The 25,588-nt window shown below is 71.3% G+C and carries 22 protein-coding genes and 2 tRNA genes; 6 read left to right on the top strand and 18 right to left on the bottom strand.

Annotated elements, in window-relative coordinates; all coding sequences use genetic code 11:
• The first annotated feature begins 5 nt into the window (after positions 1 to 5).
• The 5 genes from OVA02_RS12225 to OVA02_RS12245 all read left to right on the top strand — a co-directional run bounded on the left by OVA02_RS12225 (position 6) and on the right by OVA02_RS12245 (position 4,991).
• Positions 6 to 1,232: a PucR family transcriptional regulator gene (locus tag OVA02_RS12225; protein ID WP_233568329.1), complete on the top strand. Its 1,227-nt coding sequence runs from the start codon at positions 6 to 8 to the stop codon at positions 1,230 to 1,232.
• Positions 1,233 to 1,338: 106 nt separating this feature from the next.
• Positions 1,339 to 2,259: an ACP S-malonyltransferase gene (locus OVA02_RS12230; protein WP_267658592.1), complete on the top strand. Its 921-nt coding sequence runs from the start codon at positions 1,339 to 1,341 to the stop codon at positions 2,257 to 2,259.
• Entirely contained in the window at positions 2,256 to 3,266 is a 1,011-nt protein-coding gene (locus OVA02_RS12235; RefSeq protein WP_192123510.1) for a beta-ketoacyl-ACP synthase III, read from the top strand. The genes OVA02_RS12230 and OVA02_RS12235 overlap by 4 nt, the downstream gene beginning before the upstream one ends.
• An 81-nt stretch (positions 3,267 to 3,347) precedes the next feature.
• Complete coding sequence (locus tag OVA02_RS12240; protein ID WP_043592609.1) at positions 3,348 to 3,596, top strand: acyl carrier protein; 249 nt, start codon at positions 3,348 to 3,350, stop codon at positions 3,594 to 3,596.
• A 156-nt stretch (positions 3,597 to 3,752) separates the two neighbouring features.
• Positions 3,753 to 4,991 (top strand): beta-ketoacyl-[acyl-carrier-protein] synthase family protein, encoded by a 1,239-nt coding sequence (locus OVA02_RS12245; protein ID WP_173150928.1) that lies wholly within the window; start codon positions 3,753 to 3,755, stop codon positions 4,989 to 4,991.
• 105 nt (positions 4,992 to 5,096) lie between these two features.
• On the opposite strand, the gene OVA02_RS12250 is transcribed toward OVA02_RS12245, so the two are convergent.
• The 9 genes from OVA02_RS12250 to OVA02_RS12290 all read right to left on the bottom strand — a co-directional run bounded on the left by OVA02_RS12250 (position 5,097) and on the right by OVA02_RS12290 (position 13,526).
• Positions 5,097 to 5,600: a DUF3145 domain-containing protein gene (locus OVA02_RS12250; RefSeq protein ID WP_056045587.1), complete on the bottom strand. Its 504-nt coding sequence runs from the start codon at positions 5,598 to 5,600 to the stop codon at positions 5,097 to 5,099.
• Positions 5,601 to 5,796: 196 nt separating this feature from the next.
• Positions 5,797 to 7,458: a bifunctional 3'-5' exonuclease/DNA polymerase gene (locus OVA02_RS12255; RefSeq protein ID WP_267658593.1), complete on the bottom strand. Its 1,662-nt coding sequence runs from the start codon at positions 7,456 to 7,458 to the stop codon at positions 5,797 to 5,799.
• A 42-nt stretch (positions 7,459 to 7,500) separates the two neighbouring features.
• Positions 7,501 to 8,361 carry a DUF1684 domain-containing protein gene (locus OVA02_RS12260; protein WP_200412980.1) on the bottom strand — a complete coding sequence of 287 codons (861 nt, stop codon included), beginning with the start codon at positions 8,359 to 8,361 and terminating at the stop codon, positions 7,501 to 7,503.
• Positions 8,362 to 8,466: 105 nt separating this feature from the next.
• Positions 8,467 to 9,108: an FMN reductase gene (locus OVA02_RS12265; RefSeq protein ID WP_200412979.1), complete on the bottom strand. Its 642-nt coding sequence runs from the start codon at positions 9,106 to 9,108 to the stop codon at positions 8,467 to 8,469.
• 19 nt (positions 9,109 to 9,127) lie between these two features.
• Positions 9,128 to 10,264 carry an LLM class flavin-dependent oxidoreductase gene (locus OVA02_RS12270; RefSeq protein WP_056045601.1) on the bottom strand — a complete coding sequence of 379 codons (1,137 nt, stop codon included), beginning with the start codon at positions 10,262 to 10,264 and terminating at the stop codon, positions 9,128 to 9,130.
• A gap of 383 nt (positions 10,265 to 10,647) precedes the next feature.
• Positions 10,648 to 10,989 (bottom strand): hypothetical protein, encoded by a 342-nt coding sequence (locus tag OVA02_RS12275; protein WP_148053615.1) that lies wholly within the window; start codon positions 10,987 to 10,989, stop codon positions 10,648 to 10,650.
• 115 nt (positions 10,990 to 11,104) lie between these two features.
• A tRNA-Ile gene (locus tag OVA02_RS12280) sits at positions 11,105 to 11,178 on the bottom strand.
• 57 nt (positions 11,179 to 11,235) lie between these two features.
• Positions 11,236 to 12,519, bottom strand: coding sequence for a glycosyltransferase (locus tag OVA02_RS12285; RefSeq protein WP_324289741.1), 1,284 nt, complete (start codon positions 12,517 to 12,519; stop codon positions 11,236 to 11,238).
• Positions 12,520 to 12,611: 92 nt separating this feature from the next.
• A complete protein-coding gene (locus OVA02_RS12290; RefSeq protein WP_192123502.1) occupies positions 12,612 to 13,526 on the bottom strand; it encodes a DMT family transporter in 915 nt (304 codons plus the stop codon).
• A 41-nt stretch (positions 13,527 to 13,567) separates the two neighbouring features.
• Here OVA02_RS12290 and def point away from each other — a divergent pair, with 41 nt between their 5' ends.
• Positions 13,568 to 14,134: a peptide deformylase gene (gene def / locus OVA02_RS12295; protein WP_192123500.1), complete on the top strand. Its 567-nt coding sequence runs from the start codon at positions 13,568 to 13,570 to the stop codon at positions 14,132 to 14,134.
• A gap of 161 nt (positions 14,135 to 14,295) precedes the next feature.
• On the opposite strand, the gene OVA02_RS12300 is transcribed toward def, so the two are convergent.
• The 9 genes from OVA02_RS12300 to OVA02_RS12340 form a co-directional block, all read right to left on the bottom strand.
• Positions 14,296 to 14,368: transfer RNA gene (locus tag OVA02_RS12300), tRNA-Asn, on the bottom strand.
• A 114-nt stretch (positions 14,369 to 14,482) separates the two neighbouring features.
• Positions 14,483 to 15,109 (bottom strand): NAD(P)-dependent oxidoreductase, encoded by a 627-nt coding sequence (locus OVA02_RS12305; protein WP_267658594.1) that lies wholly within the window; start codon positions 15,107 to 15,109, stop codon positions 14,483 to 14,485.
• 424 nt (positions 15,110 to 15,533) lie between these two features.
• Positions 15,534 to 16,433: an ATP-binding cassette domain-containing protein gene (locus tag OVA02_RS12310; protein ID WP_157485310.1), complete on the bottom strand. Its 900-nt coding sequence runs from the start codon at positions 16,431 to 16,433 to the stop codon at positions 15,534 to 15,536.
• A gap of 2 nt (positions 16,434 to 16,435) precedes the next feature.
• Positions 16,436 to 18,178 (bottom strand): dipeptide ABC transporter ATP-binding protein, encoded by a 1,743-nt coding sequence (locus OVA02_RS12315; protein WP_082460242.1) that lies wholly within the window; start codon positions 18,176 to 18,178, stop codon positions 16,436 to 16,438.
• The gene (locus OVA02_RS12320) at positions 18,175 to 19,188 is read right to left on the bottom strand and encodes an ABC transporter permease (protein ID WP_056045614.1); all 1,014 of its coding nucleotides are present in this window, start codon (positions 19,186 to 19,188) and stop codon (positions 18,175 to 18,177) included. The genes OVA02_RS12315 and OVA02_RS12320 overlap by 4 nt, the downstream gene beginning before the upstream one ends.
• A 2-nt stretch (positions 19,189 to 19,190) precedes the next feature.
• Entirely contained in the window at positions 19,191 to 20,285 is a 1,095-nt protein-coding gene (locus OVA02_RS12325; RefSeq protein ID WP_055972446.1) for an ABC transporter permease, read from the bottom strand.
• A 158-nt stretch (positions 20,286 to 20,443) separates the two neighbouring features.
• Positions 20,444 to 22,066 (bottom strand): ABC transporter substrate-binding protein, encoded by a 1,623-nt coding sequence (locus OVA02_RS12330; RefSeq protein ID WP_267658595.1) that lies wholly within the window; start codon positions 22,064 to 22,066, stop codon positions 20,444 to 20,446.
• 229 nt (positions 22,067 to 22,295) lie between these two features.
• Complete coding sequence (gene dnaG / locus OVA02_RS12335) at positions 22,296 to 24,203, bottom strand: DNA primase (protein WP_056047525.1); 1,908 nt, start codon at positions 24,201 to 24,203, stop codon at positions 22,296 to 22,298.
• Between the two features lie 112 nt (positions 24,204 to 24,315).
• On the bottom strand, positions 24,316 to 25,587 hold the full coding sequence (locus tag OVA02_RS12340) for a deoxyguanosinetriphosphate triphosphohydrolase (RefSeq protein ID WP_082460243.1): 1,272 nt from the start codon (positions 25,585 to 25,587) through the stop codon (positions 24,316 to 24,318).
• Position 25,588 lies beyond the last annotated feature (1 nt).

The raw sequence follows: 25,588 nt of genomic DNA on the forward strand, positions 1-25,588 counted from the left end.
ACCCCGTGAGCGCCGAGCGGGTGCCCGGATCGCCCCTGCAGCCGTCCGCGGCCACGAAAGAGCGCACGCTCGCGTGGCTGCGGACGGTCTCGGGTGAGCTGTCCACCGCGACCATCAAGCGCCTCGAAGAGACGCTGCCCTGGTACGGGGACATGCCCCCCGGGCGCCGCTCGGCGGTCGGGCTCGTCGCCCAGGCCGGCATCACCTCGTTCATCAGCTGGTTCGCCGACCCGCGATCCACCCCGTGGATCGCAGCCGACGTCTTCGGTTCGGCCCCCCGCGAACTTCTCCGCTCGGTCAGCCTCACGCAGACCCTGCAGCTCATCCGCATCACCGTCGAGGTCGTTGAAGAACGCGTCAAGGACGGGGACGACTCCCTGCGCGAAGCGATCCTCCTGTACTCGCGCGAGATAGCCTTCGCCTCGGCGGACGTCTACGCCCGGGCCGCCGAAGCCCGCGGCCTCTGGGACGCCCGACTCGAGGCCCTGGTCGTCGACTCGATCCTGAGCGGCGAGTACGACGACGAGTTGCCCAGCCGCATCGCTGCGCTCGGATGGCATGGGCACGGTGAGGTCGCCGTCCTGGTCGGCACGGCTCCGCGGATGCTCGACGTCGACATGCTGCGACGCACGGCCCGGCACCGGGAGGCCGACGTGCTCATCGGCGTCCAGGGCAGCCGACTGGTGCTCGTCATCGGGCGGGCCGATCCGCTCGACGAGGGCAGCGCCTCCTCGACCCACCCCAGCTTCACCGAGATCGCGCGTGCCCTCGAACCCGGCTTCGGTGACGGGCACCTCGTGCTCGGCCACGAGGTGCCGAGCCTCGTCGACGCCTCGAAGAGCGCCAAGGCCGCCCTCGCCGGTTTCGCGGTCGCACGGGCCTGGCGCAACGCGCCCCGCCCCGTCCTCGCCGACGACCTCCTGCCCGAGCGCGCCCTCGCCGGGGACCCGGTCGCACGGTCGACCCTCGTCAACCGCATCTACAAGCCCCTCAAGACGCACTCGACCGAGTTGTTGACGACCTTGTGGTGCTACCTCGACAACGGGCGCTCGCTCGAGGCCACGGCACGCGAACTCTTCGTGCACCCGAACACCGTGCGGTATCGCCTGAAGCGCGTCACGGACGTGATCGGCTGGGATGCCACCGGCGCCCGTGAGGCGCTGATCCTCCAGTCGGCGCTCGTGCTCGGATCGATCGCCGACCCCGAGGGGTCAGGGGTCCGACGCAAGTGACCGTCGGGCTGACCGCGAGGACGTCTGTGCGCTTCGACAACGTTCTCGCTCATCTTTGGTCGAGTTGCTACACCGCAGACCCTCGACTCATTGGCATGATGGTCCAGTGATCGTTGTCGTAGCGCCCGGTCAGGGCTCCCAAACTCCCGGTTTCCTCGACCCCTGGCTGGCCGACCCCGACCAGCGTGAGCTGCTGACGTCGCTCTCCGACGCGGCCGGCCTGGATCTCGTCGCCCACGGCACCACGTCCGACGCCGACACGATCCGCGACACCGCCGTGGCCCAGCCCCTCATCGTCGCGGCCGGCATCCTGACCGCCCGTGCCCTCTTCCGTCGCGTCGAGCGCTCCGCCGTCGCCGGCGTCGCGGGCCACTCGGTCGGCGAGTTCACCGCCGCGGCCGTCAGCGGCGTGCTGAGCGACGTCGACGCCGTCACGCTCGTCGCCGAGCGGGGCCGGGCCATGGCCGACGCCGCCGCACTCGTCGAGACCGGCATGAGCGCCGTGCTCGGCGGTGACGAAGCCGAACTGCTCGCCCGTCTCGACGCGCTCGGGCTCTTCCCCGCCAACTACAACGGTGGCGGCCAGATCGTCGTCGCCGGCGAGACCGCCGCCCTCGCCGAGCTGGCGGCCGACCCGCCGGCCAAGAGCCGCGTCGTGCCCCTCCAGGTCGCCGGCGCCTTCCACACGCGGTACATGCAGCCCGCCGTCGAGCGCCTCCGCGCCGCCGCCGCCTCGGTCACGGCCGCCGACCCCTCGACGACGCTCTGGACCAACCACGACGGCAGCACCGTCGACTCGGGCGCGCGCTTCGTCGAGCTGCTCGTCGGCCAGGTGTCGTCTCCCGTCCGTTGGGATGCGACCATGCGGTCGTTCGCCGACGCCGGTGTGACGGGCATCGTCGAACTCGCCCCGGCCGGAGCCTTGACCGGCCTGGCCAAGCGTGCGCTGAGGGGTGTCCCCTCGGTCGCCGTCAAGACACCCGACGACCTGCAGGCCGCCGTCGACCTCATCGAGGGAGCAGCATGACCACCCCCCAGCTCAACCAGACCACCGGTGCGCAGTTCACCCGGATCTACGCACTCGGCGCCGCCCGCGGTGAGAACGTGGTCCCGAACGCCGACATCATCGAACCGATCAACTCCAGCGACGAGTGGATCCAGCAGCGCACCGGTGTGATCACCCGCCGACGGGCAGGCAAGGACGTCAAGGTCGTCGACCTCGCCGAGACCGCCGCCAACGAGGCCATCGCCAAGTCGGGCATCCGCCCCGACCAGATCGGCGCCGTCCTCGTGTCGACCATCGGTGCCGGCGTCGTGACCCCGTCCGTCGCCTCGCTGCTCGCCGAGCGCGTCGGTGCCAACCCGGCCGCCGCCTACGACATCTCGGCCGCCTGCGCCGGCTTCACGTACGGCATCGCGCAGGCCGACTCGTTCGTCAAGTCGGGCCTCGCCGAGTACGTCCTCGTCGTGGGTGCCGAGAAGCTCAGCGACGTCATCGACCCGACCGACCGCACGATCTCGTTCCTGCTCGCCGACGGAGCGGGTGCGGCCGTCGTCGGCCCGTCCGACACCGCGGGCATCGGCCCGACGGTCTGGGGCTCGGACGGCTCGAAGTGGGACGCCATCGGCATGACCAACACCATGACCGAGTACCGCGAGGGCGCCGGTGAGATCCCCTGGCCGACCCTCCGCCAAGAAGGTCAGACGGTCTTCCGCTGGGCCGTCTGGGAGATGGCCAAGGTCGCGAAGGAGGCCCTCGAACGCGCCGGCGTGACCGCCGAGCAGCTGTCGGCCTTCGTGCCCCACCAGGCCAACATGCGCATCATCGACGAGTTCGCGAAGCAGCTCGGCCTGCCCGAGTCCGTCGTGATCGGTCGCGACATCGCGACCACCGGCAACACCTCGGCCGCCAGCATCCCGCTCGCGACCCACCGACTGCTCGACGAACACCCCGAACTCAGTGGCGGTCTCGCGCTGCAGATCGGTTTCGGTGCCGGACTCGTGTTCGGTGCCCAGGTGGTCGTGCTGCCCTAGCGCGCCGCTGCCCGCCCGACCGCGGGGCGCTGTATAGGCTTTACCCCGGTCACAACGACACCCCCTCAAGGAGACAACACCATGGCACTGTCCACCGAAGAAGTCCTCGCCGGCCTCGCCGAGCTCGTCAACGACGAGACCGGGATCGCCACCGACACCGTCGAGATGGACAAGTCGTTCACCGACGACCTCGACATCGACTCGATCTCCATGATGACCATCGTCGTCAACGCCGAAGAGAAGTTCGACGTCAAGATCCCCGACGAAGAGGTCAAGAACCTCAAGACCGTCGGCGACGCCGTCACGTACATCCACAAGGCGCAGAACTAAGACGTCGGCTGCCCGGTCGCCGTCACGGCGACCGGGCCCCGCCGCTGTGCCCTCGACGCCGTCGACCCCACGCCACCAGCCTCGGCTGCAGCCCGGGTCACGGCGTCGTCGTACATCGGCACAGCCCACCGACCGGCCCTCCCAGAAGGAACGTCAATGACCAAGAAGATCGTCGTCACCGGCCTCGGCGCCACGAGCCCGCTCGGTGGCACCGCCACCGAGAGCTGGCAGAACCTGCTCGCCGGCCAGTCGGGCATCACCACGCTCGAACAGGACTGGGTCGCCAAGTACGAGCTGCCCGTCACCTTCGCCGGCCAGGCACGCACCCCCTCGGCCGACGTGCTCGACCGCCGCGAGATCAAGCGCCTCGACCCGTCGAGCCAGTTCGCGCTCACCGCGGCCCGCGAGGCCTGGGCCGACGCCGGCTCGCCCGAGGTCGTCCCCGAACGCTTCATCGTCGACTGGGCCACCGGGATCGGCGGTGTCTGGACGCTGCTCGACGGGTGGGACACCCTGCGCGAGAAGGGCCCGCGACGCGTCCTGCCGATGACCGTCCCCATGCTCATGCCGAACGGTCCCGCCGCCGCCATCTCGATGAACCTGGGTGCGCGCGCCGGAGCCCGCACGGTCGTGTCGGCCTGCGCCTCGAGCACCGAGTCGATCGCCATGGCCTACGAGCACCTGCAGTCCGGCCTCGCCGACATCGCCGTCGCCGGCGGTTCCGAGGCGGCCATCCACCCGATGCCCCTGGCCTCCTTCGCGGCCATGCAGGCCCTGTCGAAGCGCAACGACGACCCCGCCACCGCCTCGCGTCCCTACGACGTCACGCGCGACGGCTTCGTCCTCGCCGAAGGAGGCGCGGCGCTCGTCCTCGAGACCGAGGAGCACGCCCTGGCCCGCGGGGCCCGCATCTACGCCGAGCTCATCGGTGGTGCGGTCACCAGCGACTCGTACCACATCACCGCTCCCGACCCCGAGGGCACCGGCGCCGCCCGGGCCGTCATCGCAACGCTCGAGAACGCGGGGGTCGACCGCGACCAGGTCGTCCACGTCAACGCCCACGCGACGAGCACCCCGGTCGGCGACATCGCCGAGTACCACGCCATCAAGCGCGTCTTCGGCGACCACACCTCGAAGCTGATCGTCTCGGCGACCAAGGCGGCCACGGGCCACCTGCTCGGCGGCGCGGGCGGCATCGAGGCGCTGTTCACGGTGAAGGCGCTGCACGAGCGCGTGGCACCGCAGACGATCAACGTCACGCAGATGGACGACGAGATCGACATGGACGTCGTCGTCGGAGAACCGCGCCCCCTGCCCGAGGGCGAGATCGTGGCGATCAGCAACTCGTTCGGCTTCGGCGGCCACAACGCCGTCGTCGGGTTCCGCTCGGTCTGAACGAGGCGACCGACGCAGGAGGCGCGGGTGGCGTGATCACGCCACCCGCGCCTCCTGCGTCGTCACCCGGTGCGCCCGGGACGCCCCTCCCCGGGCAGGGGCGGGTCAGCTGACCTTGTGCAGCCAGACGACGGGGTTGCCTTCGCCGCTGTAGCGGAACGGTTCGAGTTCGTCGTCCCAGGCCTGGCCGAGGGCGAGACGCAGCTCGCGGTGCAGCTCGAGGGTGTTCGACCCCGCGATCTCCATCGCGTAGCGGATGCGGTCCTCGGGGATGACCGTGTTGCCGGCGGTGTCGGTCTGGGCGAAGAACACGCCCAGGTCGGGAGAGTGCATCCAGCGCCCCCCGTCGTGGGTCTCGCCGGGGTCTTCGGTCACCTCGTAGCGGAGGTGCTCCCAGCCCCGCAGAGCAGAGGCGATGCGCGCGCCGGAACCCTCGTCACCCTGCCACGAGAACTCGGTGCGCTGGGCGCCGGGCAGCACGGGTTGGTCGACCCAGGCGAAGTTCACGCCGTGCCCGAGGGCACGACCGACGGCCCACTCGACATGTGGGCACAGTGCACGAGGGGACGAGTGCACGTAGAGCACTCCCCGAGCGGTTGCAGCAGCCACGATTCCTCCATCTGGTTCAGGTGCGACTTCCCCATCGACCTGTCAGACGTGACTCGTGTGCGTTCTTCGATTGTGCGGGCCGGGACCCGGTGATGCGCGGGACGGTGCCCGTTCTGTGAATTATGACCGACCCGCCTGAGAAATCACAACTGTGTAACACCTGCGAATGGTGCGGCGTCTCGCACGGCCTGTCGGCTCACTTGGCCTGCGAGTAGTCGTCCGCGACCGCGACCGTGACCGGGAAGGCCACCGGGGCGTCGCCGAAGAGCAGCCGGCCGGCCTCGACCGCGCTGTCGGCGACCATCGCGGCGACCTCGTCGGCCGCGGCCGCGGGGGCGTGCACCACCACCTCGTCGTGCAGGAAGAACACGAAGTGGGGTGCCGGGACGCCGGTCCCCCAGCGCGCGTGCAGACGACGGCGCAGGGCACCCATCCAGCAGAGGGCCCACTCCGCGGCGGTGCCCTGCACGACGAAGTTGCGCGTGAACCGACCCCACGAGCGTGCGTCGCGATCGGCCGGCCGCACGCCCATCTCGGGAGGCAGGGCGCCCGCCCCGGCGCCCCCGGAGGCGTCCGGGTCGTCGGACGGCCGCGGTGAACTGCGGCCGAGCAGGGTGTCGACGACTCCCCCGGCCTCGCCCGTGCGCGCCGCCGTCTCGACGAGCGCCATGGCGTCGGGGAACCGCCGCGCCAGGCGGGGCACGAGACGACCGCTCTCGCCCTGGGTCGCGCCGTACATCGCGCCGAGCATCGCGACCTTGGCCTCGGCCCGCGTGGCGACGGCTCCGCTGGCGACGATGCCCTCGTACAGGTCGCCCGACCCGGCCCGGGCCATCGAGCGGTCGCCGGACAGGCCGGTCAGGATGCGCGGCTCGAGTTGCGAGGCGTCGGCGACCACGAGCTTCCAGCCCGGGTCGGCCACGACGGCCCCGCGGACCGCCCGGGGAAGCTGCAGCGCGCCTCCTCCGCTCGTGGCCCACCGGCCGGTCACGACGCCGCCCGGCACGTAGTCGGGGCGGAAGCGCCCACCGTGCACCCAGGCGTCGAGCCAGGCCCAGCCGTTGGCGACGAGCAGGCGCTGCATCTTCTTGTAGCGGAGCAGCGGCTCGATGGCGGGGTGCTCGTGCCGTTGCAGTTCCCACTGCCGCGTCGACTGCACGAGCACGCCCGCCCGGTTCAGGGCCCTGATCAGTTCGGCGGGCGAGTCGGGGTTGAGATCGGGCGCGTCGAGCGCCTGCCGCACCTCGTCGAGGGCGTCGCGCATGCGGGCCGGTCGCTCTCCCGGGGCGGGCCTCGGCCCGAGGGCGGCGGTCAGCAGTTCGTCGTGCACCCGGGGAGACCACGGGATGCCCCGGTGGCGCATCTCGGCCGCGATCAACGCACCGGTGGACTCGGCGGCGACGAGCAGCTCGAGTCGACCCCGGGCAGGCGACGCCTCGACCGCCTCGCGCTGGGCGAGGAACTCGGCCGCCGGGTCGGGCAGCGACTCGGGGAGGACCTCGAAGAGTCCGTCGGACTCGCCCGGCGACGCCTGGGCGACGTCCCACGGCCCGGGAGCCGCACCTCCGAGGGGGAAGGCCGGCGCCGCCGTCGACCGTCGCAGGATCGCGTGCACGAGCCGGAGGTCGACGCAGCGCGCCAGCGTGACCCCCGCGTCGAGGAGGCGCGGGTACCACCGCGGGGTGTCGTCCCAGACCCAGCGGGGCGAGGCCTCGCGCTCGAGGCCGGCCACGCGCGCCGGCAGGTCGGCCGCGGGGATGGTCTCCACGCCGACCGCCTCGAGCCGCCCCGACGCGTCGCGCTCGTACCGCGTCAGCTCGACGTCGCCGTCGGGCAGTCGACGCAGCAGGAAGAACACCGCCTGATCATCCCACCCGGCGCCGACACCGACGGGCCGTTCTCAGTGCAGCGGCTGCCCGGCGGCGTCGAGGACGTTCTTCTCGCCCGCCTCGATCGGCGACGCGAACCGGTTCTGGGCCGGCGGGATCGGGCAGTTGAAGGCGTACGAGAAGGCGCAGGGCGGCAGGACGGCCCGGTTGAAGTCGAGCGTGATGGTGCCGTCGCCGTTCGGCACCGGGAAGAGGAACCGCCCCACCGAGTACGTGCTGTCGCCGTTGGTCGCGTCGCCGAAGACGAGCTGCAACCGGTCGCCGTCACCCGACGGGAACGCCGCGAGCTCGTGGTCGACCCCGTCGCGGGTGAAGCGGATGAGCCCGGGCAACGGCTTGGGCCGACTGAGTTCGAGGTCCGCCTGGTGACGGATGTCGACCTGGGTGTCGGGCGCGGTCGGCACGAAGTCGGCCGTGACGACCCAGTCCGGGTCGAACGGGAAGGCGTCGATCGACCCGAAGCCCGTCACGGCGTCCGACGCGGAGTCCCAGACGCGCAGGGCGTACCCGGTGTGGTCGTCGTTCGCGATCACCGTGCCGGTCGTCGTCTCCGAGAACCGGAGGCTGCTCGGGACCAGCGCGTCGTCACCCGCCACGACGACGGTGCCGTCGACCAGGTCGCCGTCCACGTGGATGCCGTCCGCGGCGGCGGCCGTCAGCGCCAGTCCCGACACGCCCTGCGGGGTCGGCGCCCAGCGGCCCGGCACGCCCCAGACGGTCTGCTCGTGGTCGACCCACTGCGTGCCGGTCAGGGCGAGCGGACCCTGCGGCGACACCGCGCGGGTGCGGCGCAGGACGTGGAAGCGGTCGAGCTCGGCCTGCGCGGCCGCGTGCTCGGACGGGCGGGTGGTGTCGGCGGTGCTGTCGGTCATCGGTCCTCCTGGGGTCTGACGAGGGGCAACGCCGGTGAGGCGCGGTTCATGCCCCGACGGACGGGACGTGGTCGGGACCGGCACCGCGCCTCCTCGTCCGACGTCTCAGTCCTGCAGGTCGTCGCCGCCCACGGCGAGGCGCCGGAGCTGCTCGTCGAACGGGACGACCGCGGCGAACGGGTCGTCGAGCGCGCCCTCGTGCCGCGCCACGAGCTCGGCGAACTCCCCCGCGGCGCGCGTGACCCGCTCGGGCAGCGTCGTGGAGGTGCCGTCGCCCTCGCCCCAGTCCTCGGACGCCGCGAACACGGAGGTGGGCACGACGACGGCCTGGAGGTAGGCGAACAGGGGTCGCACCGCGTACTCGAGGGCCAACGAGTGGCGGGCCGTTCCGCCGGTCGCCCCGATCAGCACGGGCGTGCCGGTCAGCGCCTTGTGGTCCATCACGTCGACGAACGACTTGAACAGGCCGCTGTACGAGGACGAGAAGACGGGCGTGACCGCGATCACGCCGTCGGCACTCGTCACCTTCTCGAGCGCCTCGGCGAGGGCGGGAGGCGCGAAACCGGTCAGCATCGCGTCCGTCACCTCGTGCGCGAGGTCGCGCAGCTCGACGACCTCGACCTCGACGAACGAGCCGCGGCCGACGAGGTCACGCGTGGTGGCCTCGACCAGCCGGTCGGCCAACAGACGGGTGGAGGACGGTTGGCCCAGCCCCGCGGACAGGGCGACGATCTTCTTGGTGCTCATGGCGCGCCTCCTGCGTGTCTCAGCGGGCGGACGACGCGGTGAGCGCGTCGTGCGCGGTGGGTGTGGCCGTGGACCGCGACGCCCGGGTCGCGGCCTCGACGAGCGAGGCATGCGTGGGGGCGTCGGGCACGTCGGCCGGACGGTTCGCGGCGAACTCGCGACGGAGGACCGGCACGACCTCGCTGCCGAGGATGTCGAGCTGCTCGAGGACCGTCTTCAGGGGCAGGCCGGCGTGGTCCATGAGGAAGAGCTGGCGCTGGTAGTCGCCGACGTAGTCGCGGAAGCCGAGGGTGCGGTCGATGACCTCCTGGGGGCTGCCGACGGTGAGCGGGGTCTGGCTCGTGAAGTCCTCCATCGAGGGACCGTGGCCGTAGACCGGGGCGTTGTCGAAGTAGGGACGGAAGGTGCGCTTGGCGTCCTGCGAGTTCTTCGCCAGGAAGACCTGACCGCCGAGACCGACGATCGCCTGGTCGGCACGCCCGTGCCCGTGGTGCTCGAAGCGGCTGCGGTAGAGCTCGACCATCTGCTTCGTGTGCGAGGCGGGCCAGAAGATGTGGTTGGCGAAGAAGCCGTCGCCGTAGTAGGCGGCCTGCTCGGCGATCTCGGGGCTGCGGATCGACCCGTGCCAGACGAAGGGCGCGACGCCGTCGAGGGGACGCGGGGTCGCCGTGAAGCCCTGCAGCGGCGTGCGGAAGTGGCCCTTCCAGTCGACGACGTCCTCGCGCCAGAGGCGGTGCAACAGGGCGTAGTTCTCGATCGCCAGGTTGATGCCCTGGCGGATGTCCTTGCCGAACCAGGGGTAGACCGGGCCCGTGTTGCCGCGACCGAGCGTGAGGTCGACCCGGCCACCGGCGAGGTGCTGGAGCATCGCGAAGTCCTCGGCGATCTTGACCGGGTCGTTCGTCGTGATGAGCGTCGTCGCCGTGCTGAGCACGATGCGCTCGGTCTGCGCGGCGATGTAGGCGAGGAGGGTCGTCGGGCTCGAGTTCACGAAGGGCGGGTTGTGGTGCTCGCCTGCGGCGTAGACGTCGAGGCCGACCTCCTCGGCCTTCTTCGCGATGGTGACCATCGCCTGGAGGCGCTCGCCCTCGGTCGGGGTGGCACCGGTCGTGGGGTCGGTCGTGATGTCGCCGACGCTGAAGATTCCGAACTGCATTGCTCCACCTTAGAACATCTGCATGCGTTTGCATGCACTTCGGTGAACCGCGGGGTGGGGCGTGGCATTCCCGGGCGTGCGACGGCCGTCGGGAACGTGCAGCGGACGACTTGGCCTCGACCTCGACCTCCGTGCGCGACGTGGGACGTGGGACGTGCGACGTGTCGGCAACTCCGGACTCGTGCTCCACCCCGAACGCCCGGGCCCGGAAACACGGGGCCCGCGCCGACCGACGCAGCAGGGGGCAGGAGTTGCCGACCACGCGGCGGGGTGGCCGAAGTCACCACCGCGAGAAGTCATGCAGGAAGCGCGGCACACGCCGTAGCGGGCGGTGCGGAGGGGGTGGGGGGCGCCGGGGCGGGGTGAGGCGGTACGGCGGCGGGTCAGGCGAGGGGGGCGAGGCGCAGCCAGCGCTCCGCGACCTGGGCCTGCGAGACGGGCCCGTCGCCGTCGCGGTCGATCTGGGGCGAGTCGAACTCGACCCACCAGGTGCGGGCCGAGCCGCCGATGGCCGACACCCCCTGCCAGGCGCTGCCCCCGGCCCGGACCACGATGCCCGTCGGGCCGTACGGGAACGGCGTAGAAGGGTCCTCGTCCGAGTCGAGGACGTACACCTGGGCCCCCACGCCCATGCGCGCCGGGCCGGATCGCCCGGCGTCGTCGGAGGAGGCGCCGCCCCAGGCGTCGGGGTCGGGCTCCGGCTGTCGGGGCCGCTTGGTGAACATGGACGACATCGTGCCACGCACGACGGACGCCGGGCGACGACGCGGCCGCGCTCACAGCAGGCGCGGAGGCCGCGAACCGACCGGAACCGGGGCAGGCGCCACCGGACACCACGAGTAGGGCGGACGGGACTTGAACCCGTGACCGATCGATTATGAGTCGACTGCTCTAACCGGCTGAGCTACCGCCCCTCGCGTCGGCCCACCGGTGCGAGCCGTGGCCGGCCGGGGCGGTGCCGCGGTCGACCGTCAGTGCGCGCGGTCGGACGCCGCGTCGGTGGAGGGGACCACCGGCTGACCACGATACAGGCTCTCGAACACGCTGAGCGTTCGCTCGATGTCGTGCCCCTCGATCATCTTCAGGCTGGCCCGGCGCATCGCGAGGTACTCGTCGTCGGGGGCGGTCAACACGGTCGTGAGCTTGTCGGCGAGGTCGCGGCTGTCGCCCGGGCGGAAGAGGTAGCCGTTCTGGCCCTCGTCGACCAGGTGCGGCAGGGCCATGGCGTCGGCCACGACGATGGGCAGCCCCGACGCCATCGCCTCGAGGCTGGCGATGCTCTGGAGTTCGGCGATCGACGGCATGGCGAAGACCGTCGACTCGGTCAGCGTGCGTCGCAACTCGTCGTCGGACAGGTACCCGGCGAAGGTGACGACGTCGGCGAGGCCGAGGTCGCGGCTGGTCGTCTGGAGCTGCTTGAAGAGGTCTCCGCCGCCCACGATCGTGAGCGTCGCGCCGAGGGTCGGGTCGAGCAGGGTCATCGCCTTGAGCAGCACGTCGATCTGCTTCTCGGCCGTGACCCGGCCGACGAACACGATGCGGTTCTCGGCCGGACGGGTGTCGAGGGCGGTGTAGTGCCCGGCCTCGATCCCGCAGGAGACGGCGAGCACGCCCGTGACCGCGACCGACTTCTCGAGGAACGTGGCCGCCTTCTGCGTGGGGGTCGTGATCGCCGCGGCCTTGTGGAACGTCTTGCTCGCGTCGTTCCAGGCCATCTGGGTCGCCTTGGCGCGCAGCCCCTTGGGCAGACCGGTGTGCTCGAGCAGGTTCTCGGGCATGAAGTGGTTCGTGGCGACGATCCGCACGCCCCGGCGTTCGGCGACCTGCGCGACGCCCCGGCCCATCACGATGTGCGACTGGATGTGGACGACGTCGGGGTGGATCTCGTCGAAGATCGCCTCGGCGTGCTCCTGCACGCGCCACGGGGTGGCGAAGCGCAGCCAGTCGTGCAGCGGCCACCGCGTCGAGTACAGCCGGTGGACGGTCAACGTCACGCCGCCGTGCTGCTCGAGGAAGGTGCCGTGGTGCCGGCTGGCCGCGGGCACCATGAGGTGCACGTCGTGGCCGCGCTGGGCGAGCCCCACGGCGAGCCGCTCCGTGAAGTTGGCGGCGCCGTTGACGTCGGGCGGGAAGGTGTCGCCCGCGATCAGGACGGTCAGACGGTCGGACGACCCCGAGGAGGCGCGGGTCGCGACGTCAGCCGACGTCGCGTCGTCGGGTCGGCCGGGTTCCGAGGGCGTCGGGGCAGGTGTCACGGGTCGTGGCGTCCTTCTCGTGCTCGGTGGGGTGTGCGGCGCATCGTGCCCGGACGATCGTCGACCGGCGGGCGAGACGACCCCACGCTAGCTCAGGCTCGGGTCTGGGGATGGTATTTGGCGAGTTGGAACACGCCGTAGACCGCGATGGCGGCCGCGACGACGAAGAAGACGCCGGCGATCGCGGGGGCGTTCTGCGCCTCGCCCAGGACGACGATGCCGATGCCGACCGCGATGAGCGGATCGACGACCGTGAGACCGGCGATGACGAGGTCGGGTGGGCCGGACGAGTAGGCGTTCTGCACGAAGTACCCGCCGAGCAGTCCGGCCGCGAGCAGGAACACGATGCACACGATCGTCAACCAGTCGAAGTTGCCCGCGAAGACCCGGTTGAGGACGACCTTGGCGAGGGTGGCGACGAAGCCGTAGAGCACGCCCGCGGCGATGATGTAGAACAGGGCGCTGCGACGGCGACGCAACAGGGCGAAGGCGACGCCCAGCACGGAGCCGACGACGGCGAGGACGACGAGCACGGTGACGAGCTGCCGGGTGGTGATCTCGGGCTCGATGGCGGTGAAGGCCGCCACGGTGACGAAGAGCCCGACGCCGCCGACGCAGAAGAGGATGGCGCGCTTGGCGCGCCGGTCGAGTCGTCGACCCGTCGAACGGGAGTTGAGGACCGCCGTGATGACGAGGGCGACCGCCCCGAGCGGCTGCACCACGAGGAGCGGGGCGATGCGCAGACTGGTCAGCTGGAAGAGGATCGCGAGGCCGAGCATCAGCGTGCCCAGCACCCACGAGGGGCGGCCCACGAGGGCGAGCACCTGGCGGACGTTCATGCCGCTCTTCGCCGCACCGATCCGTCGCTCGACCTTGGCGACGCCCTGGTGCTGGAGCTGGGCGCCGATCGAGAGGAACACCGCGCCGATCAGCGCGATCGGGATGCCGAGCGCCTGGTAGGGGGTCAGGGATACCTGCTGGGTGAGCTCCCCGATGTCCGTCGTCACGGCGTCCACGGTAGTGCCGTGGCGCTGGATAGTCTGGACGAATGGCCGTTCGACCCATTTCCATCACGGGTGACCCCGTGCTCCACTCCCCCGCCTCCGAGGTGACCGTCGTCGACGACGACCTGCGCACCCTCGTCGCCGACATGTTCGAGACGATGGACGCCGCCCCGGGCGTCGGTCTGGCGGGCCCACAGGTGGGCGTCGGCAAGCGGCTGTTCGTCTACTCGTGGACCGACGACGACGGCGAGCTGTGGCGCGGCGTGGCCATCAACCCGACGCTCTGGCAGAGTCCGCTCTCGATCGAGCCACTCGACGACGACTCCGAGTCCGAGGGCTGCCTCTCGGTGCCCGGCGAGAGGTTCCCGTTGCGGCGTGCCGACGGCGTCGTGCTGCGGGCCACCGACCTCGAGGGCGACGCGGTCGAGATCGAGGCCTGGGGCTGGCTCGCCCGCGTCTTCCAGCACGAGTACGACCACCTCGACGGCATCCTGTACGCGGACCGGCTCGAGCATCCCTTCCACAAGGCGGCCGCGAAGGCGGTCCGCAAGAAGGGCTGGGGACAACCGGGCAGCACCTGGCTGCCGGGCGTCGACCACCTCGAGGACTGACGGCCGGCCCCGACCGACCCCGAGACCGAGGAGGCGCGTCCTGCGAACCGCAGGACGCGCCTCCTTCTCGTTCGGGCACGGAACGGAACGGAACGGCGAGAGAGGCCCAGGACGGACCGGGCAAGAGAAAAGGCCCAGAGGGTGGAGCCTCTGGGCCTTCGCTCCCCGAGTTGGACTCGAACCAACAACCTGCCGGTTAACAGCCGGCTGCTCTGCCAATTGAGCTATCGAGGAATGGCAACCGCCCCGGACTTTCGTCCGTGACAGCGGAGACAACACTAGCAAAGATCTGAGCCCCCGAGGGACCACGCCGACGACGCGGCGCGTCGCACGGCTCCGAGCGCCGCGTCAGTACCCGTCGTGCGGGTCGACCACGCCGACGAACTCCCCGTCGCCGAGGAAGGCCCGCACGTTGAGCCGGATGCGCTCGGCCAGCAGCGGGGCCGTCATCTCGGGGGTGTCCGCCTGGTGCGGCGTGACGACGACACGCGGCTCGCCGAAGAGCGGGTGCCGGTCCGGGAGCGGCTCGGGCGTGGTGACGTCGACCCCCGCGCCCCAGAGTCGCTCCGCCCTGACCGCCTCGACGAGGGCGTCCGTGTCGACCAGGCTGCCCCGCGCGACGTTGACGAGCACGGCCGTCGCCGACAGCAGGGCGAGCCGACGCGCGTCGAGGAGGCCTGCCGTGCCGGGCGTCGCGGCGGCGGCGAGGACGAGGACGTCGGCCTCGGGCAACACCTCGTCGAGGCGCTCGACGGGGACGGTCCGGTCGGCCCCGGGCACGGGTTCGCTCGACCGGCGCACGATCGTCACCCGGACGTCGAACGGGGCCAGGAGGCGCATCAGCTCGATCGCGATGCCCCCCGCCCCGACGATGACGACGTGCCGTCCGTAGAGCGACCGGCCCTGTTGTTCGGTGGCCCAGGAGGTGGCGCGCACGCGCTGGGGAACGACCCTCAGCAGCGACAGCACGAGCATGAGGGCGTGCTCGGCGACGGGTTCGGCGAACGCCCCCTTGGCGCTCGTCCAGAGCGGCAGCGCGCGGTCGGCACGGGCCGCGATGACCTCGGAGAAGGCGTCGACCCCGGCGTAGGGCAGCTGGACCCACTCGATGCCCGGGTTCTCGTCCAGCGCGCGGGCCAGGCCGTCGGGGTCGCGGTACGAGAGCCAGACCAGGCCACGGGTCTCCGGGCCCAGGGGGACGACGTCCGCTCCCCGGCCCGCACGGCGTCGACGAAGACCGGGGTGGGGCGGGGGGCCACCGAGACGGCACCCGGGGTCGGGCGTCGACCCGGGGCGAGGACGGGGCCCGCGGTGACGACCGCGCGGTGGCCGCGCGCGCCTCCCGGGCTCGTCGCCCGGGCCGCATCCGAGACGGTCGAGCCCGTGGCCGGCTCGGCGGTCACGAGGGCCGGTCTCCGCGGAGGCCGGCGTCGGGGTCGAGCGGTCGCCCGGCCTCGCGCTCCTCCGGGCGGATGATGTCGATCGGGGTCGTCTGCGAGAGCACCTTGACGTAGGGGTCGATGCCGGTCCGGAGGACCTCGTCGATGTCGCCCAGTCCGACCAGACGGCCACCGCGCATGACGGCGACGCGGTCGGTGATCGCTCGCGCCTCGGCCACCGAGGAGGTGACGACGAGCGCCGAGAACTGACGCCCCTCGTGCAGGTTCCCGATGACGTCGAGGACGGCCTGGCGGACGAGCACGTCCACCCCCCGGGCGGGCTCGTCGGCGATCAGCAACGGGGGCTCGAGGACGAGGCTGCGGGCCAGGGCGACGCGTTGTCGCTGACCGGAACTGAGCTCCCAGGTCTGCTTGAGCATGGTGCCGAGCGGCAGGTGCACGCCGTCGACGAGCGTCGCGACGATGCGCCCGGCCTCGGTGCGGTCGAACTTGCGGTCGCGCTGGTAGATCGGCTCGGCGATGGCCTCGCCGACGGTCAGGTCGGGACTCAGCCGCTCGCCGTCGTCCTGCGCCAGGTAGCCGACCATGGCCGAGAGCCGGTCCCGGCGCCGGCCCGAGAGCTTGCCGACGTCCTGGCCGAAGACCCGTGCGGTCCCACCGACCAGACGCGGGCGCCCCTCGTCGACGCGGCCCGTGCCGGTCAGTCCGGCGAGGGCCATCGCGAGCGTCGACTTGCCCGAACCGCTCTCGCCGAGCACGGCGACGATCTCGCCCGGCTCGACCCGCAGGGTGACCCCGTCGACGGCACGCACGGCCGGATGGCCCGCCCGGGCGGGGTAGAGCAGCGACAGGTCGTCGGTGACGACCGGCTGGTCGAGGTCGAGCTCGCGACCCGGCACCGTCAGGCCGCCCCGACGGTGTCGGTTCCGCGCTCCGGGTCGCCCGCCGCCCGGCGGTCGAGTTCGGCCAACCGCTCGCGGCGGGACGCCTGCTCGATCGGATCGGGCACCGGCAGCGACGCCAGCAGGCGCTGCGTGTAGGGATGCTCGGGCGCGCCGAGGACCTGGTCGTTCGGTCCGCTCTCGATCAGGTCGCCGTGGAACAGCACGCCGATCCGGTCGGCCAGCATGTTGACGACCGCGAGGTCGTGGCTGATGAACAGGGCGGCGAAGCCCAGCTGCGACTGCAACTCGGTGAACAGCTCGAGCACCCGGGCCTGCACGGAGACGTCCAACGCGCTGGTGGGCTCGTCCGCGATCAACAGCGTCGGGTCGAGGGCGAGCGACCGGGCGAGGCTCGCCCGCTGACGCTGTCCGCCGCTGAGCTCGTGGGGGTACCGGTCGGCGAACGACTTGGGCAGCTGGACCGCCTCGAGGAGTTCGTCGACGCGCGGACGGGCGGCCCGGGCGTCCTTCGCACGACCGTGCACGATGAGCGGCTCGGCCACGCACTCGGCGATCGTCAGCAACGGGTTGAAGCTCGACGCGGGGTCCTGGAAGACGAAGCCGATGTCGGCGCGCTTCGGCTTGAAGTCACGCTCGTGCACCCCGTTCATCTCGATGCCCAGCACCTCGAGCGACCCCCCGGTGACCTTCGTCAGCCCGGCGATGGCCCGTCCGATCGTCGTCTTGCCCGAACCGCTCTCGCCGACGAGGCCGAGGACCTCGCCGCGGGCGATGGTGAAGTCGACGCCCTTGACGGCCCGGAAGCCGCCGCGGCCGAGGCGACCGGGGTACTCGATCTCGAGACCCCGGGCACGTACGACGACCTCGCTGTCGGCGGGCTGCTCCTGCTGCGTGTGGCCGCGGGCCTCGAGCTTCGGCACCGAGCCGAGCAGGCGCTTCGTGTAGTCGTCCTGCGGGTTCGCGAACAGCTCGACGGCCGGGGCCTGCTCGACGACCTTGCCGAGGTACATGACGGCGACGCGGTCGGCGAGGTCGGCGACGACGCCCATGTTGTGCGTGATCAGCACGATGGCCGTGCCGAACTCGTCCCGGCAGCGGCGCAACAGGTCGAGGATCTCGGCCTGCACGGTCACGTCGAGGGCCGTGGTCGGCTCGTCCGCGACGATCACCGACGGGTCGAGCACGAGCGCCATCGCGATGACCACGCGCTGCTTCTGCCCGCCCGAGAACTGGTGCGGGTAGTAGTCGACGCGGGTCTCGGGGTCGGGGATGCCCACGCGACGCAGGATGTCGATCGCCTTGACCCGCGCCTCCTTGCGTCCGACCTTGCCGTGGGCCCGCAGGCCCTCGGCGATCTGCCAGCCCACCGTGTAGACGGGGTTGAGCGCGGTCGACGGCTCCTGGAAGACCATGGCGACGTCGGTGCCGCGGAGCTCGCGGACCTTCTTCGGGCCGACCTCGAGGACGTTCTGCCCCGAGAGCAGCACGGCACCGGTGGCGACCGCGGTCTCGGGCAAGAGGCCGAGGATCGTCTTCGCCGTGACGGTCTTGCCGCTCCCCGACTCGCCGACGATCGCCAGCACCTCGCCGGCGCGGACGTCGAGCGTCACGCCCTGGACGGCCGCGACGTCGCCGCCGTCGGTCGCGAAGGTCACCTCGAGGTCGGTGATGCCGACGGCGACGGGGCGCTCGTCGCGCGGCGTCGCGGGTCGGCCGGTCGTGGTCGTGTCGGCGGTCATGCGGTCACCTCGTCGTGGGTCGTGGTCGGGGCCTGCTCGGTGCGTCGGGTGCCCTTGGTCTTGCGCTTCGCGCGACGGCGGGTCCGGAGGCGCGGGTCGGCCAGGTCGTTCAGGCTCTCGCCCATCAGCGTGATGCCGAGCACCATCAGCACGATCGCCGCACCGGGGAAGACGCCGGTCCACCAGATGCCGCTGGCGGTGTCGGAGAGGGCGCGGTTCAGGTCGTACCCCCACTCGGCCGCCGCGGTCGGGCCGATGCCGAACCCCAGGAAGCCGAGGGCCGCCAGGGTCAGGATCGCCTCGGACGCGTTGAGCGTGAGGATCAGGGGCAGGCTCCGCGTGGCGTTGCGGAGCACGTGCTTGAACATGATGCGGCCCGTGCTGCTGCCGTTGACCTTGGCCGACTCGACGAACGCCTCGGCCTTGAGCCTCGTGGCCTCGGCGCGGACGACGCGGAAGTACTGCGGGACGTACACCACGGTGATCGAGATGCCCGCCGAGACGATGCCGCCCCAGAGGCTCGACTGGCCCCCGCTGATGACGATCGAGACGACGATGGCGAGCAGCAGCGAGGGGAACGCGTAGACCGCGTCGGCGACGACGACGAGCACGCGGTCGAGCCACCCGCCGAGGTAGCCCGAGATCAGGCCGAGCGTCACGCCGATCGTGATCGACAGCACCACGGCCACGATGACGACGGCCACGGCGGTCCGGGTGCCCCACATGACGCGGCTGAACACGTCGTAGCCGCCGACAGTCGTCCCCCAGAGGTGTTCGGCCGACGGTGGCGCCTGGCGCGGGAAGGCCTCGGTGGCACCGCGCAGCTGGCCGAAGCCGTAGGGCGCGATGAGGGGGGCGAAGATCGCCAGCAGCACGAACACGGCGACGATGACGACGCCGGTCAGCAGCATGCCGCGCTGCAGCCCCACCGAACGGCGGATCTGGGCGACGACGGGGAGGCGCTTGTAGAGGGGTTCGCGGCGGTCGGCCGCGACGGTCGAATCGGTCATGGTCAGTACCTCACGCGGGGGTCGATCAGGGCGGCGATCACGTCGACCACGAAATTGGTGACGGCGACGATGACGGCGAGCACGGCGACGATGCCCTGCACGGCGATGAAGTCGCGGGCCGACAGGTACTGCTGCAGCTGGAAGCCCAGCCCCCGCCAGCCGAAGGTGGTCTCGGTCAGCACCGAGCCGCCGAGCAGCATCGCGATCTGCAGCCCCATGACGGTGATGATCGGGATCAGGGCGGGCTTGAGCGCGTGAGCCCGGACGAGCCGGAACTCGCTGACGCCCCGCGACCGCGCCGCGTCGACGTACTCGGAACCGAGCGTGCCGATGACGTTGGTGCGCACCAGGCGCAGGAAGATGCCGGCGGTCAGCACGCCGAGCGCGAGGGCGGGCAGCACCGCGTGCGAGAGGACGTCCACGATGATCGTCGAGTTGCCCGTCCGCAGGGCGTCGACGATGTAGATGCCCGTGGGGTTGTCGATGCGCCCCAGGGCGATGGCGACCCGCGTGCTCGCACGACCGCCGAGCGGGAGCCAGCCGAGCCATACCGAGAAGGTGAGCTTGAGCAGCAGGCCGGCGAAGAAGACCGGGGTCGCGTAGGCGAGGATCGCCAGCACGCGCAGGATCGCGTCGGGCCAGCGGTCGCGCACGTACGCGGCGAGCATGCCGAGCGGGATGCCCAGCACGAGCGCGACGATCAGGGCGTAGAAGACCAGCTCGATCGTGGCGCTGCCGTACTGGAGCAGGATGCCGCTGATCTCGCGGTTGTCGGTCGCGGTGGTGCCGAAGTCGCCTCGGACGATCTGGCCGAGGTACTCGAGGTACTGCACGATCACGGGGCGGTCGTAGCCGGCGGCGGCGAGACGCTCCTGCAGCTGGGCCTCGGTGAGACGCCCGCCGACGGAGGCGGTGATCGGGTTGCCGACCACGCGCATCAGGAAGAACACGAGCGTGACGAGGATGAACACGGTGGGCACGATCAGGATCGCGCGGATCACGATGTAGCGTCCGAGGCCGCCGCCGCCGGAACTCCGGGACTTCCCGGGACTGGAGGTGGGCGGTGCCGTGAGGGAACCGTCGGTGATCAGGGTCACGTCGTTGGGCCTTTCGATGGTGTGGTGCCGGTCGCAGACCGGAGGGGGCGCCCCGCGGTGTCGCGGGTCGCCCCCTCGGCGTACGGCCGTGGTGCGGAGTCCCCCGACCCCGGAGGCCGACCGGCGGACCGGCGGGACTCAGGGGACGGGGAGGCGCGTCAGCGGCTCAGCGCACCGTAACGGAACTTGAACGACGCGTCGAGCGTGTCGTCCACGCCCTTCACGTCGGACTGCGAGACGACGACCTGCGTGCCCTGCAGCAGCGGCAGGGTCGGCAGGTCGGCCGCGACGGCGTCCTGGATGTCCCCGATGGTCGCCTCACGAGCCGAGGCGTCCTGCTCACCGATCTCCTTCGTCAGCAGACCCTGGACGGTCGGGCTGTCGTAGTGGTTGCCGACGAAGTTGTCCGCGCTGAAGAACGGCGTCAGGTAGTTGTCGGCGTCCGAGAAGTCGGGGAACCAACCCAGCTGGTAGACGGGGTAGGCGTCCTCACGGCGCTCGGTGCTGTAGGTGTCCCACAGGGTCGACTGGAGGTTGACGGTGAACAGGCCGCTCGCCTCGAGCTGCGACTTGATCAGCGCGTACTCCTCGTCGCTCGACGCACCGTAGTGGTCGGGGCTGTACTGCAGGTCGATCGACACCGGGGTGCTGACGCCGGCGGCCGACAGGGCCGCGGCGGCCTTGTCGACGTCGGGGCCGCCCTGGCCGTCGCCGTAGAGGCCCTCGAGGGGCGTCGTCGCACCGGTCAGGCCGTCGGGGACGACCGAGTAGAGCGGCGTGTAGGTGTCGTTGTAGACGTCCTTGGCGAGGGCGGCACGGTCGACCGTGTCGGCGACGGACTGACGCACGGCCAGGGCCTTGGCCGGGTCGGCGTCGGGCTGCGTGGCACCGTAGGGCATGGTGTTGAAGTTGAACACCAGGTAGCGGATCTCGCCGCCGGGGCCGTTGTGCACGGTGAGCGCGTCGTCCTTGGCCAGGTCGGCCAGGTCGGTCGGGCTCAGGCTGCGGTTCGCGACGTCGACGTCACCGTTCTGGACGGCGAGCTTGAGGTCGGTCTCTTCGGTGTAGTAGGTCGCCGTGACCGAGTCGGTCTTCGGGGCACCGAGCACGCCGTCGTAGGCGTCGTTCGCCTCGTAGGCGATCGTCTCGTTCTGCGAGTAGTCGGTGATCGTGTACTGACCCGAGAAAGCGTTGCCCGTGACGATGTCGTCGGCGTCGGTGAGCCCGGTCGCCGAGAACACGTCCTCGTCGACGATCGGGCCGGCGGGGCTCGAGAGCACCTGGGGCCAGGTCTGGTCGGCCGACTTGAGCGTGAACACGACGGTCGTGTCGTCCGGCGCGTCGGTGCTCGCCAGGTTGCCGAGCAACGACGACGGGCCGTTGGGGTCGGCGATGGCCAGCTGGCGGTCGAAGCTGAACTTGACGTCGCTCGAGGTGAGCGCGTTGCCGTTCGCGAAGGTCAGTCCGTCCTTCAGCTTGACCGTGAACTCGGTCGGGCTGGTGAAGTCGGCGGACTCGGCCAGGTCGGGCTCGACGTCGGGGCTGCCGTACGGGGCGTTCGTCAGGAAGCCGAACACCTGGTTCTGGACGGCGAACGAGCCGTTGTCGTACGAACCGGCCGGGTCGAGCGACGTGATGACGTCGGTCGTGCCGATGCTGAGACCGTCGAGGGCGTCGGTCGCGTCACCACCGGAGGCGCAGCCCGAGAGGACGAGTGCGGTGGCAGCGGCGCCACCGACGACGGCGAGGGCGCGTCGGGCGAGCGTGGAGTCGGATGTCATATCCGGTTACCTCTTTCTCTGTGTGCAAGGGGCCCCGGGCCGTGCTGTGGACGCGGCCGTTTCAGGGAACGTCCATTGGTAACACACCCGTGAGCCTGATACGGACTCATCGCGCAACTGTTTACAGGCCCGCAACGAACCCTTGCCAACTGGTCCGGTCGGGCCCGACGGCTGATGCACGCGATGTATGCGCGTTCAGACACGAGGACCCTCGACACGACCGAGAGCCTCACTCTTGGCGGATGGACCGGCGCTCGGCCTCGACGGCGGCGATCCGCACCTGGATCTCACGCCAGCGTTCGGGTTCGGTCTTCATGTCGGTGCGGAACGACTGCCCGAGCAGTTCGGACTTCTCGCGGATCAGGTCGCGCTCGACGATCGAGACGACGATGCCGCGACAGTAGGTCGTGATCTCGCGTCCCTCGCGCTCGGGGATGGGGGCGACGGCGAGCTCCTTCGCCAGGGCGTCGAACGGCGACGGCGTCTGGCCGAGGACGACGTCGAGCCAGTCGGCCGAGTCGAACCGGTCGAGGCTCGCGCCGATCGCGTCGCGGACGACGGCCAGCGCACCGTTCTCGATGCGTGCCCGTGCCGCGCGCTGCATGAGTTCGAAGCCGACCGTCGCCGGGTGCTGGAGCATCGCCATGAGCGCGTCGCGCTCGGTGCGGGTCGTCAGGTCGGCCGGCAGCGTCAACAGGCTCGGGCCGGCCGGCTCGTCGGGCACCGGCGGCAGGCTCGTGATCGACTGTCGGCCGTCGGTGGCGTTCTTGGGCTGCGACCGTTCGAGCGCGTTCTGGGCCGAGGAGGCGCGACCCGCGTCGTCGACGGACCGCGCGACGTCGGCCGGGTCGAGCCCCAGCCACCCGGCCAGCGACCGCACGTAGCCCTGGGTCATCGAACGGTCCCGGATGCCCGCCACCACCGGCGAGGCCGCCCGGAGCGCCGACACGCGACCCTCGACCGTCTCGAGGTCGTGCCCGTCGATGAGCCGGCGGATCATGAACTCGAACATCGGACGCTTGGTCGAGATGAGGCGGCGCACGGCGTCGTCGCCGCGGTTCAGCCTGAGGTCGCACGGGTCGAGCCCGTCGGGGGCCACGGCAACGAAGGTCTGTGCGGCGAACCGCTGCTCTTCGGCGAACGCGCGCGACGCCGCCTTCTGGCCCGCCTCGTCGGGGTCGAAGGTGAAGACGACCTCGCCGCCGGTCGAGGTGTCGGCCCCGCTGACGTCGCCGAGCATGGGTCGCAGCACCTTGATGTGGTCCACGCCGAACGACGTGCCGCAGGTCGCGACGGCCGTCGTGACCCCGGCCAGGTGGCACGCCATCACGTCGGTGTAGCCCTCGACGATGACGACCTGCTTGCCCTTCGAGATGTCCCGACGGGCCAGGTCGAGCCCGTAGAGCACCTGGGACTTGTGGTAGATCGGCGTCTCGGGGGTGTTGAGGTACTTCGGGCCCTTGTCGTCCTCGAGCAACCGACGCGCGCCGAACCCGATGGTCGACCCCGTGACGTCGCGGATCGGCCACACCAGCCGCCCGCGGAAGCGGTCGTAGGGGCTGCGGTCGCCCTGGCTCAGCAACCCCGCGGTGACGAGCTCGTCGTCGCGGTAACCGAGCCCCTTGAGGTGCGACCGCAGGGCGTCGAACGACTTGGGGGCGAACCCCACGCCGAACCGCTCGGCCGCGGCCGGGTCGAACCCCCGCTCGCCGAGGAAGCGCCGGGCGGGCTCGGCGTCGGCGGCCGTGAGGTGGTCCACGAAGAACTCGCGCGCGGCCTCGTTCGCCGAGATCAGACGCGCCCTGTTGCCGTGGTCGCTGGCCTGCCCGCCGTCCTCGTAGTGCAGCTCGAAACCGATGCGCGCCGCCATGCGTTCGACCGCTTCTTGGAAGGTCGTGTGGTCGGTCTTCATGACGAAGCTGAAGACGTCGCCGTCCTCACCGCAGCCGAAGCAGTGGTACCGCCCCACCTGGGGCCGCACGTGGAAGCTCGGACTGCGCTCGTCGTGGAACGGGCAGAGCCCCTTGAGCGACCCCACGCCCGCCCCCTTGAGCGTGACGTGGTCGCCGACGATGTCGGCGATGTTGGTGCGCGACCGGACCTCGTCGATGTCGTTGCGTTTGATCAGGCCGGGCACGTGTCGATTGTAGGTCGAGCCACCGACCACGCCGACCCGGGAGGTCGGCCGCGGGAGGACGAGGAGGCGCGGTGCAGCCGGTCGGGACCCGCGCCTCCTCGGCGACCCGCCGTCAGCGGCCGGCGGTGAGCCGGTCGTGCCACGCCATGGCGCTCTGGTCGGTCAGCGAGGCGACCTGGTCGACGACGACCCGGCGCCTCGCGGCGTCGTCGTCCGCCGAGGCCCAGTCGGCGGCGAAGCCACGGTCGAGTTCTGACGGGCCCGCCTGCCACAGGGCGTCGGCGAGGCTCGTCAGGACCTCGCGCTGGCGCAGGTAGATGGGCTGCCGGTTGTCCCGCGTCATGACGAAGGCCGCGACGATGCCCTTGAGCACGGCGATCTCGCCGATCACGTCCGGGGCGACGACCACCGACGCGCCGAAGCGCATCAGGGCGTCACCGGGATAGGACTCACGCGTCGCCTGGGTGGCCGAACCGGCGAAGCGCCCGATCAGCTGGCTCGTGAGGTTCTTGAGACGGGCCTGCGCGAACCGGCTGCCGTCGTACGACTCGAGCCAGAACGGCAGCGCCTGCAACCGGTCGAAGGCCTCGGTCAACTCGTCGCGACTGAGCTCTCCGCCGACCCACTCGTGCATGGCCGTCACGAGCGAGTCGTGGTCGACCCGCGCCCCGAGGGCGGCGACGTCGACGTAGCCGTTGACCACGGCGTCCTCGAAGTCGTGGACCGAGTACGCGATGTCGTCGCTGAGGTCCATGACCTGGGCCTCGACGCACCGCCGTCGACGCGGGGCACCCCGACGCAGCCACTCGAACGCGGCCGTGTCGTCGTCGTAGAAACCGAACTTCATGCGACCGCCCGGGTCGGGGATGCCCTGGGCCGCGGGCCACGGGTACTTGCAGCTCGCGTCGAGGCTGGCACGGGTGAGGTTCAGCCCGAAGCTGCGTCCCGTCGCGTCGATGACCTTCGGCTCGATGCGGGTCAGCAGACGCAGGGTCTGCGCGTTGCCCTCGAAGCCGCCGATGTCGGTCGACCAGTCGTTCAGCGCCCGCTCGCCGTTGTGCCCGAACGGCGGGTGGCCGAGGTCGTGCGCGAGGCAGGCCGTGTCGACGACGTCGGGGTCGAGGCCGAGGCTCGTGGCGAGCTCGCGACCGACCTGCGCCACCTCGAGCGAGTGCGTCAGCCGGTTGCGGGCGAAGTCGAGGCCGGCCGTGGGGCTCAGCACCTGCGTCTTGGCCGCCAGGCGCCGGAGCGCGCTGGAGTGCAGCAACCGGGCCCGGTCGCGGGCGAAGTCGCTGCGCCGGTTGGAGTGCTGCTCGGGCGCCCAGCGCTCGGAGTCGGCGGGGTCGTACCCGGGGGTGGCGCTCGGCAGGGCTTCGGTGGACACC

The sequence above is a fragment of the Frigoribacterium sp. SL97 genome (genome assembly GCF_026625765.1).
In the GTDB taxonomy this organism is placed as follows: domain Bacteria; phylum Actinomycetota; class Actinomycetes; order Actinomycetales; family Microbacteriaceae; genus Frigoribacterium.